The sequence below is a fragment of the Prevotella communis genome (assembly GCF_022024175.1).
GTDB lineage: Bacteria > Bacteroidota > Bacteroidia > Bacteroidales > Bacteroidaceae > Prevotella > Prevotella communis.
This window is the reverse complement of record NZ_CP091794.1, coordinates 2,822,084-2,834,606: the sequence shown is the minus strand read 5'-3', so window position 1 is coordinate 2,834,606 and position 12,523 is coordinate 2,822,084. Positions and strand designations below refer to the sequence as shown.

At 50.6% G+C, this 12,523-nt stretch carries 5 protein-coding genes and 1 pseudogene; all 6 read left to right on the top strand.

Going from position 1 to position 12,523, the window contains the following annotated elements:
- Window positions 1-2 precede the first annotated feature (2 nt).
- The 6 genes and pseudogenes from L6466_RS11440 (at window position 3) to L6466_RS11415 (ending at window position 12,510) form a co-directional block, all read left to right on the top strand.
- Complete coding sequence (locus L6466_RS11440) at window positions 3-1,979, top strand: glycoside hydrolase family 97 protein (RefSeq protein ID WP_237802801.1); 1,977 nt, start codon at window positions 3-5, stop codon at window positions 1,977-1,979.
- 32 nt (window positions 1,980-2,011) lie between these two features.
- Window positions 2,012-4,429, top strand: coding sequence for a glycoside hydrolase family 31 protein (locus L6466_RS11435; RefSeq protein ID WP_237802803.1), 2,418 nt, complete (start codon window positions 2,012-2,014; stop codon window positions 4,427-4,429).
- Window positions 4,426-6,639, top strand: a complete 2,214-nt coding sequence (locus tag L6466_RS11430; protein WP_237802805.1) for a glycoside hydrolase family 43 protein — start codon at window positions 4,426-4,428, stop codon at window positions 6,637-6,639. Before L6466_RS11435 ends, L6466_RS11430 begins: the two co-directional genes overlap by 4 nt.
- Window positions 6,640-6,746: 107 nt before the next feature.
- Entirely contained in the window at window positions 6,747-9,296 is a 2,550-nt protein-coding gene (locus tag L6466_RS11425) for an endo-1,4-beta-xylanase (protein ID WP_237802807.1), read from the top strand.
- 4 nt (window positions 9,297-9,300) lie between these two features.
- Window positions 9,301-11,064 (top strand): annotated as a pseudogene (locus L6466_RS11420) (glycoside hydrolase family 97 protein); the annotation flags it as partial.
- The gene (locus tag L6466_RS11415; protein ID WP_431356522.1) at window positions 11,059-12,510 is read left to right on the top strand and encodes a family 43 glycosylhydrolase; all 1,452 of its coding nucleotides are present in this window, start codon (window positions 11,059-11,061) and stop codon (window positions 12,508-12,510) included. The pseudogene L6466_RS11420 and the gene L6466_RS11415, both read left to right, overlap by 6 nt.
- The last annotated feature ends 13 nt before the right edge of the window (window positions 12,511-12,523 follow it).

Here is a 12,523-nt window from a genome sequence, read left to right as displayed (position 1 = left end):
TAATGAAAAAAGTTTTGTTTTTTAGTAGCCTGTTGCTGACATGCTTGTCAGCACAGGCTTTTGAGAAAAAGATAACAAGTCCTGACGGTAATCTTGTGGTGACTGTCAATGATGAGGGTGGAAAGCCTGGTTATCAGGTGGATTACAAGGGTACAGCCATGCTGCTGCGCTCGCCACTGGGACTGGTGTTGAACTTTGAGGATCTCACAAAGGACCTTGTCATTAAAGACTGTCCTATACAGACGGTGACGGATGATTATTCGCTGAAGACCATCAAGCAGAGCACCGTACACTATGAGGCTACCGAGGCCGTCTGTCAAGTTGAGAAGAATGGTCGTCATGCCATGGATATCATCTTTCGTGTGAGCAACCGTGACGTGGCTTTTTCATATAAGTTGTATTCAAGGAAGAGTCGTGGTGGCGAGACGCTGGTGGCTATCGTAGAGAATGAGGCCAGCGGTTTTGTATTGCCCGACGGTACCACCACCTTCCTCTGTCCGCAGTCAAAGCCCATGGGTGGCTTTGCCCGCACATCTCCCAGTTACGAGACTTCCTATACACTCGATGAGCCTATGGGTAAGAACGGTTGGGGCGAGGGCTATTCTTTCCCTTGTCTGTTCAAGGTGCCAGTTGCTGCAACCAAGTCGCAACCCTCTGGACAGGGCTGGGTACTGATTTCTGAGACCGGTACCGATGGCAACTACGTGGCCTGCCGTCTGCTCAACGACGGTGGTGCCAACTATAAGATTGGTTTCCCTCAGCAGGGCGAGATGAATGGTTGGGGCACCACGACAGCTTCTGTCAGTCTGCCTGCCCAGACACCTTGGCGTACGATTACTGTAGGAAACACTCTGCAGAATGTGGTGGAGACCACCGTACCTTTTGACTTGGTGAAGCCTAAGTATAAGGCCAGTCGTGACTATACCTATGGCGCCGGTTCGTGGTCATGGATCATTGGTATGGACTCCAGCTGTAACTTCGACGAGCAGAAGCGTTATATCGATTTCTCTGCTGCTATGGGCTGGCGCACGGTACTGATTGATGCCCTGTGGGACAAGCAGATTGGTTATGAGAAGATGGCAGAACTGTCTCGTTATGCCAAGTCAAAGGGCGTGGGACTCTTCCTGTGGTACAACTCTAACGGCTCTTGGAATGATGCTCCTCAGTCGCCCCTGAACAAGATGAACCGTTCGACTGCGCGTCGTCAGGAGATGAAATGGATGCAGGAGAATGGCATTCTGGGTATCAAGGTTGACTTCTTCGGTGGTGACAAACAGGCTATGATGCAGCTCTACGAGGATATCCTGACCGATGCCAACGAGTTTGGCATTCAGTGTATCTTCCATGGTTGCACGCTGCCTCGTGGATGGGAGCGTATGTATCCTAACTATGTGGCTTCAGAGGCTGTGCTGGCATCAGAGAACCTGCACTTCGGTCAGGGCTCATGCGATGCTGAGGCTTTCAACGGCTGTATCCATCCCTTCATCCGCAACACGGTGGGTTCAATGGACTTTGGTGGCTCTACACTGAACAAGTTCTATAATGCCGACAATAAGCGTGGCACACACCGTGTGACCAGTGATGTCTATGCCTTGGCAACGGCCGTCCTGTTCCAGAGCAGTGTGCAGCATTTTGCCATGGCTCCCAACAACCTGACGGATGCTCCTGCCTGGGCTGTGGATTTCATGAAGCATGTGCCAACGACCTGGGACGAGGTGAAGTTCATCGACGGCTATCCCGGTAAGTACTGTATCATGGCACGCCGTCATGGTGATAAGTGGTTCGTGGCTGGTATCTGTGCCGACAAGCAGCCTCTGAAGAAGACCATCACATTGCCGATGTTCGCTAAGGGTACCGAACTGCAGGTCTATAGCGATGATGCGCAGTTGCAGGGTAGCGTAAGCACAGTGAAACAGAATAAGAAACAGCAGATTACCGTGACCATCCCAACGAACGGCGCTGTGGTAATTATGAATTAAACATTAATCATTAAAGATTAAGCATTGAAAAGATGAAACGGTTGTTTTATATAGGTATAGTCACCTTGCTTGCCATCCCTGCGATGGCAGGCAAGGTGTCGTTTGGTAAGGGAACATTGAATGTGCGCCAGATAGCACGGAATGCGGTGAGAATACAATATTATGAGCAGCCGATAGAACAGCGTCTGCCAGAGTGGCTCTATGTCAAGGATGAAGAGGTGAAGTCTAAGGATATCACTGTTGACGTGGATGCCAGTAGGCAACGCGTTGTCATCAGAAACAAAAAGGGAGAGGAGGTCTTCTCAGCTACAGCACACCAGATGCAAGGCAGCGAGGCAACCCTTTCTTTTAATTCTCCGCAGGATGAACATCTTTATGGATTGGGTCAGTTTCAGGATGGCTTTAACGATGTGCGTGGTCTCTCTCGCCGCCTGACGCAGGTCAACACCCAAATCAGTATCCCCATGCTTTTGTCGAGCAAGGGCTATGGTGTGTTGTGGAACAACTACGGTATGGTGGAGTTCAATCCGTGCCGTCAGCGCGTAGCTCTGCAGTTAGGACAGTCTGGAGAAGGTGGCACTGAGGTGGTAAATGTTACAACGACGGAGGGCGGACGCCGTGAGGTGCGTCAGCGTAATATCTTTGAGGCCGGTATCGACCTTGCCGAGGATGGCGATTATTCGCTGTTGCTCGATGTAGGTCAGAAGATGGCTCGTCGTCATAACCTTACTATCGATGGTCAGACGGTCATTGAGATGCAGAATACGTGGCTGCCACCTACAGCCTCTACAATCGTGCGTTTGAAGGCTGGTCATCATGTGGTGAAGGCCGAACTGTCGAGAGGTGATCATCCGGTATTGTATTATGATAAGGTGCAGGACGAGACGGTGCTCCGCTCTCCTGTAGCCCAGGCTGTTGACTATACCGTGTTCGTCGGTTCACCCGATGAAATCATCGCTTCCTATCGTCATCTGACGGGCGATGCCCCCTTGATGCCCCGTTGGGCACTGGGCTATATCCATTGTCGTGAGCGTTTCCATTCGTCGGATGAGATCCTGCAGACTGCCAACCGCTTCCGCAAAGAGAAGATGCCTGTGGATGTTATCGTGCAAGACTGGCAATACTGGGGAAAGTATGGCTGGAACTCCATGCGCTTTGACGAGCAGTTCTATCCCGATCCTAAGGCGCTGACAGATAGTCTGCATGCCATGAATATGCGTCTGATGGTCAGCGTATGGTCAAAGATTGACAAGAATTCAGAGGTTGGCAAGCAGATGGGTGCCGACAACTATTATATCCCTGGTACCGACTGGATAGACTTCTTCAATCCCGATGCCGCAGCCGCCTACTGGAAGAATTTCTCTACCCGCCTTGTTCCCCTGGGTATTGATGCCTGGTGGCAGGATGCCACGGAACCAGAGAACGACGACCTCCTTGGACGCCGTGTGAACAACGGCAAGTGGAGTGGGGAAGAGGTACGTAATGTCTATCCCCTGTTGGTGAATAAGACGGTTTATGAGGGACTGACGAGCGCAAGTGCGGTAGCAAATTCTTCACTCTTCACTCTTCCTTCTTCCCTTAAACGTCCAATGATTCTCACCCGTTGCGGCTTCCCTGGTATCCAGCGTTATGGCTCTGCCATGTGGAGTGGTGATGTGGGTAACGACTGGGAGACGTTCCGCCGTCAGATAACGGCAGGCTTAGGTATGCAGGCTGCCGGTATTCCTTGGTGGACGTATGATGCCGGCGGTTTCTTCCGTCCCGGCAATCAATATACCGACCAGGCTTATATCGACAGGATGCTGCGCTGGATAGAGACCAGTGTCTATCTGCCCCTGATGCGTGTGCATGGTTATATGAGTAATACAGAGCCGTGGAACTATGGTGCCGAGGCAAAGCAGATCATCTCTGATTGTCTGCAGGAGCGTTATCGCCTCTTACCTTATATATATAGTATAGCGGCCAACATCACTTTCGACGGTTCTACGCTGATGCGCCCCTTGGTATTCGATTTCGCCGATGATGCCGAGGCTTTGGATCAGAAATATGAGTATATGTTCGGTCCGGCACTGCTCATCAGTCCGGTCACCGAACCCGATGTGAAGACGTGGAAGACCTACCTGCCTAAGACGCAAGGCGGCTGGTACGACTATCATACCGGTCAGCATTATGATGGCGGACAGACGGTGACGACGACCGTTACCAAAGCTCGCATTCCTGTCTTTGTGCGTGCCGGAAGCATTATCCCCATGAGTAATGACGAACTGCATGTTTATGCTGGTGCAGATGCTTCCTTTACGCTTTATGAGGACGACGGCACAACGATGGCTTATCAGAAAGGTCAGTGCTCACGCATCACGTTCCAGTGGAAGGATGCTAAGGGCAAGTTGAAGACAAGCCGACAGAAAGGACATGATTTTAAAATAACAATACACAATACTAAAAAATGAAAAAGACTATGATGAGTGCAGCCATGATGGCACTGACTGCTATGGCTGCTCAAGCACAGAACCCCTTTGTGCAGACCTGGTTTACAAGCGACCCCGCACCAATGGTATGCGGTGACCGCATGTATGTTTATACTGGACATGATGAGGATAATGCCGATTTCTTCTGGATGCAGGAGTGGCGCGTTTATTCTACCGAGGATATGGTGAACTGGACCGACCATGGTTCTCCACTGGCTTTGGAGAGTTTCTCTTGGGCTGACGACCGTGCGTGGGCCAGTCAGACGATAGAGCGCGACGGTAAGTACTATTGGTATATCTGTGCACACAGCAAACTCTCTGGTGGTATGGCCATCGGCGTGGCCGTGAGCGACAGTCCGACAGGTCCTTTCAAGGATGCCCTTGGCAAGCCCCTCTTCGAGAATGGCTCATGGGATCATATCGACCCCACGGTGATGATTGATGATGATGGTCAGGCATGGCTGATGTGGGGTAATCCTCAGTGCTACTACCTGAAGTTGAACCGTGACATGATTTCCTATAGCGGTGAACTGGGACGCCTGGATATGACCGAAGAGGCTTTTGGTGGTCCTATCATGAGTAAGCGCGAGAAGGGAAAACAGTATAAGGATTCGTATGTAGAAGGGCCATGGCTCACCAAGCGTAATGGTGTATATCAGTTGCTCTATGCTGCCGGTGGCGTGCCCGAACATATCGCCTACAGTACCGCTTCCTCGCCCACAGGTCCTTGGAAATATGCAGGCGAGATTATGCCACTGAGCAATACTGGTTCTTTCACCAACCACTGTGGTGTGGCCGATTTCAAGGGTCATTCATATTTCTTCTACCACACTGGCAAACTGCCGAAGGGTGGCGGTTTCGGACGTAGCGTGGCTGTTGAGGAGTTCAAGTATAACGCTGATGGCTCTTTCCCCAAAATTCTGCCTACCAATGAGGGCGTGAAACCTATTGCCACCTTTAATCCTTATCAGAAGGTACAGGCCGAGACCATGGCTTTCAGCCGTGGCGTGAAGACCGAACAGAATGATGAGATTGGTGTTTATGTCACCGATATTCATAATGGCGACTATATCAAACTGCAGAACGTGAAGTTCGATGGAAATGTGGCTAAGCAGTTCTTCGCCCGTGTGGCCTCAGGCTTGCGTGGCGGAAAGATTGAGGTGCGTATTGACAGTCTCAGAGGTAAGCGCCTTGCCACACTGGAAGTGCCCGCTACTGGCGGTTGGGAGAAATGGCAGACGCTGTCTGTTGACTTTGCCGAGAAGGCTGAGGGTACCCATGATCTGTATTTCGTCTTCACTGGTCGCAAGGGACCAAAACTCTTCAATTTCGACTGGTGGGAGATCAAAGGTCTGCAGTCACTTGTCGTAGAAGAGGGCGGTCTGGGTAAGTATAAGGCTGTCATGAAGGAAGAGGCTACCCTTGAGGCCCACACCATTTTCGTGCCTCAGGATCTGTCGGCTTTCAATAAGAAGAACCCTCTCCCTGTACTGGTATGGGGCAATGGTGCCTGCACCAACTCTCCATGGGAGCACTATAAGTTCCTGAACGAGATTGCCTCTCATGGTTATATCGTGCTGGCCACGGGTTATATCCCCATGGAGGAGAAACCCTATAATGGCCCGATGTCAACCACGCAGCAGCAGATTGAGTCTATCGACTGGATCATCGCGCAGAATGCGGATAAGAACTCACCTTATTATAACAAGATTGACGTGAAGAATATCTGTGTGGCTGGCATGTCGTGCGGTGGTCTGCAGACGCTCTACAACTGTGCCGACCCTCGCATCAAGACGCTGATGATCTGCAACAGTGGTCTCTTCAAGAACAGCAACCGCAATCAGGCTGTTGGTGGTATGCCTATGCCCGACAAGTCTAAGCTGAAGGATATCCACTCCAGCATTATCTATATCCTGGGTGGCAAGGAGGATATTGCCTACGAGAATGGTATGGACGACTTCCATCTGATTAGTCACGTGCCTTGCTGCGCTGCCAATTTCCCCGTTGGTCATGGTGGCACCTATCGTCAGCCTCATGGTGGCGAGTTCTCTGTGGTAGCTCTGAACTGGCTCAACTGGCAGTTGAAGGGCGACAAGCAGTCGGCTAAGATGTTTAAAGGCAAGGACTGCGGCTTGTCAAAGCGTCAAGGCTGGACCATCGAGAAAAATGCGAAGTTTGACAAACTGAAATAATTTCTATTTGAAACAACGAATTTAACGAATTACACGAATTATAATTTATTGAAACAACGAATTTAACGAATTATACGAATTGATTTTGTTGTAACGAATTTGTTTTTATGCTGAAACATAAAAGACTTATATTTCTCTTAGCGGCTCTGCCGTTACTCGGTGCTCAGGCACAGAATACAGTAATTGATATTAGAAACGGGAACGGTAATAACAGATCTGATAGCTATATTACCTATAGCACCACTGTCAGTGTGGCTGCCGGTAAGACCACCGATGTGAAATTGGCCCGCTATTGTTATCTCACGTCGGCTGTCGGCGGTAAGGGCACTATCAATCTCTATGCTGGTGGTGAGCGCTGCTATCTGGGAACCAAGAGTGGGGCCTCATGGGCTAACTGGACCAACTTCACGGGCGATGCACATATCTATCCGTTCAAGGAGAATTCTCCCTCTGCAGGTTCTTACAATGTCGTCCTGGCGCATGGTGGAAAGGTATTTTCACCTGAGAATATTGACGACTGTATCAAGGGTGGCAAACTGAATAATGCCATGCAGAACTGTAAGGTGACGGTGCATAGCGGTGCCATTCTCTGCAATGAGGCCAACAATGCCAATGCCGGCGGTTTTCGTATTGGCGAATTGCAGATGGAGGCCGGCTCTACCTTGCAAGGCTATATGAAGAAGGATCGTAAGTCCTATTATTTAGTTGGCAACCTGAACACCGATGCCGTCTTGGCAGGTATGATAGCTCCTAATAGCGGTAGCATCCTGGGACTCATCAAGGAGGGCACTGGAACCTATCGCATCACGGGTAATCAGAATAACCTCACCGGCGCACTGCGTGTGAAGGCTGGTAAAGTGCTGATCAACAATGACCGTGCTGAGGCTGAAAGCAAGAAGTATAGTGGCGCGCTGGGTGCGATGGGCAGTGAGTCAACGCCTGTGGCCTACGTCTTGACCAATGGTGTCCTCGGTGGTACAGGCAGCATTGGTGGCATGGTGGATAACTATGGCACCATCGAACCTGGTGATGAGGCACCCGGTGTGCTGACACTCAAGAACTATGCCGCACCCACGAAGAATGCCAACCTCACGCTGCATCCCGGTTCGGTATTGCGCTTCAAGGTGGCTTCTGCCGACAGTTATGACCAGTTGGTAGTGGCAGGTAGCCTCAATTATAGTAATATGACGGAGGATTTCTCTACGAGCGAGGTGGCTCCAGTTATCACGCTTGCCCTCGAAGAACTGCCCTTTAAGGTGGGTACGGAGATTACCGTCTTAAAGGCAAAGAGCAAGTCTGGCAACTGGCAGTTCCACTTATTGCAACCGGGCAAGGGCACCTGGGCTCTTGAAGAGGTAACAGATGACGAGGGCTATAAGGTGGTGCTACGTCTGGCTTCTACAGACGATGCCGACCCCAATAATCCTGTAGATCCGAATAATCCGGAGATTCCTGAGAGCACTATGGGGGCACTCTATGATGACGGTATCAATGATAATACCGACAGCAAGACGATGCGCTACTATGCCGAGAAGAATGGTAAGATGATTGGTATGGCATTCTGTACCTATAAAGGACTGGATAGCGACCGTTCTGAGGCTGCCCGCCAGTTTAATATGATGGTGGCAGAGAACGAGATGAAGATGGATGTGCTACAGCCCTCGCAGGGAAGCTTCAGCTGGGGTGCTGCCGATGGTCTTGTCTCGTTGGCAAAGAACAATAATATGACGGTTCGTGGTCACTGTCTGGTATGGCATACCCAACAGCCTACTTGGCTGAGTAGCGACGGTAAGAAGAACGATAAGGGATGGACACGCCAGCAGGCATTGGACATTATGAAGAATCATATCACCACAGTACTCCAGCATTTCAAGGGTAAGGTGGTGGAATGGGATGTCGTCAACGAGTGTCTGGACGATGACCAAAGCATCATCCGCACCAATCCGAATGGCTATAAACTGCGTCCTACGGTATGGCAGCAGGCTATTGGTGATGATTATATCGACTCAGCTTTCGTTTATGCCCGTAGGGCGGATCCTGATATCCAGCTCTATCTGAACGATTATGATGTGGAGATGCAGGGCAAGGCCAAGGCTGTGGCTTTCTCTAATCTGGTGAAGCACCTGCAGTCAGAAAAAGTTCCTTTGGACGGTGTCGGCCTGCAGTGCCACTTCTCTATCGGTGATGTGGACTCCGTGAAATTGGAGAAGACCATCCGCCTTTTTGGCGAGGCCGGTCTGAAATGTATTATCACGGAACTGGATATGGGCGTACCCTCTACGACGACTGCAAATCTGGAGGAACAGGCACGTAACTACCGTATGATAACCGATATTGTGCTGAATAACGACAATTGTCCTAACCTCGTTGTCTGGGGTATCAAGGATAATGACTCATGGCGTAGCAACTCCAATCCGTTGCTGTATAACTCTGGTCTCGGCAAGAAGAAGGCATGGTTCGCGGTGCGTTCCGCTCTGCGCCACCGTTATCTCCAACAGGAAAAACTGCTTGCCGATGTTCCTGAGATTGATGCGAACACCAATCGTTCTAAGCCGCATGTCTATACGACGAAGGGCACTAAGCTCGGCTCGTTGGAGATATGGCCTAAGTTACCACAAGGTATTTATATTGTTGAAGGAAAACTAAGAATGAAATAATATAATGAAAAAGGTATTTTTCTTGCTTTTTACGTGGAGCATGACATGCGGCATGTATGCTGCCGACATGGTATCGCCCAATGCGAAGTTAAAGGTTGTAACAGCGAATAATGGCTGTAAGGTCTATTATCAGCAGCAACAGGTGCTTGACATCCCTGTACTGGGAAATGGCAACTCACAGATTCAGAAGGTGAGCAAGGCGCATCATGTAGCGGCCGATTATCAGATGCTGACAGGTAAGCGTCTGCATTGCATCAACGAGGCCAACGAGTATCAGCTGACACTCAGTAAGGATATCCGTCTGACGATGCGTCTGTATAATGATGGTGTCGCCTTCCGTTACGATGGCTTGTCGGACAAGGAGAAGACGGCCTATAAGATTTCTCAGGGCACCAAGCGGTGGATGCAGAAATGGTCCGACGGCTATGAGGGCTTCTTTCCTCTGACCACCAAGGCAACAGACGGCCGTTGGGGCTATCCCGCCCTCTTGGAGCCTGCCGATGGTGTATTCGTACTCCTTTCTGAGGCAAATATCTGCAAAGGTCAGGCAGCTTCCAGTCTGCATAGCAAGGGCGACCTCTATCAGGTAGTGCCCGATGGAAATCAGCCATCAGCCATCAGCCATCAGCCATCTCCCTGGCGTGTCGCAATCATCGGTTCACTGGCTGATGTGGTGGAGTCAACGCTGATTACGGATGTCTCCGAACCCAGTAAGATTGAGGATACCAGTTGGATTCATCCAGGCACCGTGTCATGGGTCTATTGGGCCTATAATCATGGTTCCAACGACTATAACATCATCAAGAAATACGTGGATATGGCAGTGGCGTTGCAGTTGCCCTACGTTCTGATTGATGCTGAGTGGGACGAGATGAAAGATGGCAAGACCATTGAGGATGCCGTGAACTATGCCAAGTCAAAGGGTATAAAGCCCCTTATCTGGTACAACTCCTCTGTGGGTTGGGTAAATGGTGCTCCCGGTCCTAAGTTCCGTCTGAACAATCCCGAGGACCGTGAGAAGGAGTTTGCCTGGTGCGAGAAGATTGGCGTGGCTGGTGTGAAGATTGATTTCTTCTCTGGCGATACCCAGCAGAATATGGACTATTGCATCGACCTGCTGGAGAGTGCTGCCAAGCACCATCTGCTGGTTAATTTCCATGGTGCCACCATCCCTCGTGGCTGGCAGCGCACCTATCCCAACCTGATGAGTACCGAGGGTGTCTATGGTGCCGAGTGGTATAATAATGTACCTACCTTCACCAAGAAGGCGGCTGCCCATAATGCCACACTGCCTTTCACCCGTAATGTCATCGGTCCGATGGACTATACCCCTTGTACCTTCAGCGACTCACAGCATCCCCATATCACTACGCATGCCCATGAACTGGCACTGACGGTGCTTTTCGAGAGTGGTTTGCAACATCTGGCCGACCGTCCCGAGAGTTATCTGGCCCAGCCCCATGACGTGCAGCAGTTCCTCTCGGCCCTGCCTACCGTTTGGGACGAGACCCGTCTGCTCTCTGGCTATCCAGGTGAGTCGGTGGTCATGGCACGCCGCAGTGGCAAGACATGGTATATTGCAGGTATCAATGGTACCGACGAAGAGAAAACTTTGCCTCTCGACCTCTCTTTCCTGAAGCAGGGCAAACAGCATGGTGATATCATGCTTTATGGCGATGCTGGCGATCGTGGCTTCCATGTGGCTCTTCAGGAAGATTATCCTGCTTCTATGAAGCTGCGTCCTCGTGGCGGTTTCGTCTTGGTGGTCTATCCTGTCAACGACCCGCTGAGCGTTAATATGCCACTTTTCCAGACGAAATTTACTGCCGACCCGTCACCTATCGTGGTGGGCGACACCCTGTTCCTTTTCACCTCGCACGATGCCTCTCCCGAGGATATCCCCGATGCTAATGAGAAAAATTCTGCGGGCTTCTTTATGTACGACTGGCTCTTGTGGTCAACCACCGATATGGTGAACTGGACCGAGCATGGTGCTGTGGCTTCATTGAAGGAGTTCTCTTGGCGCACCCGCGACAATGGTGCATGGGCCATCCAGACCGTAGAGCGCAATGGCAAGTATTATCTTTATGCACCGCTTCATGGTCATGGCATCGGCGTATTGGTAGCCGACTCGCCTTATGGTCCTTTCAAGGATCCTCTTGGCAAGCCTCTGGTGTGGCAGACGGAGCACTGGGATGATATTGACCCCTCTGTGTTTGTTGATGACGACGGACAGGCTTATATGTATTGGGGCAACCCGCATGTCTATTGTATCAAGCTCAATGAGGACATGATCTCTACCAGCGGCGATATCTTTGTGCTCAACCAGAAGGATGGCGTGATGCGTCCTGTCAAGGAAGAGGGTGCTAAGATTAACCTCCGTGCTTCATGGAGCGAGAAGGCTACCTGGAAGGTGAAGAACTACCAGGAAGGTCCTTGGTTCTACAAGCGTAATGGTAAATACTATCTGGCTTATGCCACGACTTGCTGTCCTGAGGCACTGGGCTATGCCATGAGCGACTCGCCTATGGGTCCTTGGGAGTGGAAGAACTATATCATGCGTCCCACACAGCGCGACCGTGGTAACCATCCTGGTATCTGTGACTATAAGGGACACTCGTATGTGTTTGGTCAGAACTATGACCTGATGCATCTGGATACCTATATCCATCACGAGCGTCGTACGGTGTCGGCACAGGAGATTACGTATGATGCTGATGGCACTATTCCCGAGATACCTTACTGGCTGAACCAGAAACCTTTGAAGCAGATAGAGTGGCTGAACCCCTATAAGCGTGTTGAGGCCGAGACCATGAACTGGGGTAATGGTTTGAAGACTGCTAAGATGGGTATCGAGAATACCGGTGTCATCAAGGATATGCCTTACTCTACTGGTAAGAAGAATATGTATGTCTTCGATATCAATGATGGTGAGTTTATCCGCCTGCGTGGCGTTGACTTCGCTACCGGTGCCCGTCAGTTTGCTATCAGCGCTGCCTCTACAGGTTTTGTTGAACTGACGTTGCGCCTGGATAGCCAGGACGGTCCTGTTATCGGTACTGTGAAGATTGGCGCTACCGGTTCTGTAGAGACCTATAAGTCGTTTGCCACCAAGGTAAAGAAGGCTGCTGGTGTTCACGACCTGTACCTCTGCTTCAGCAAGACATCAGGTGATGTACGCCTGGATTATTGGGAATTCAAGGGAAAAGACTGATGTCTTAACTCCT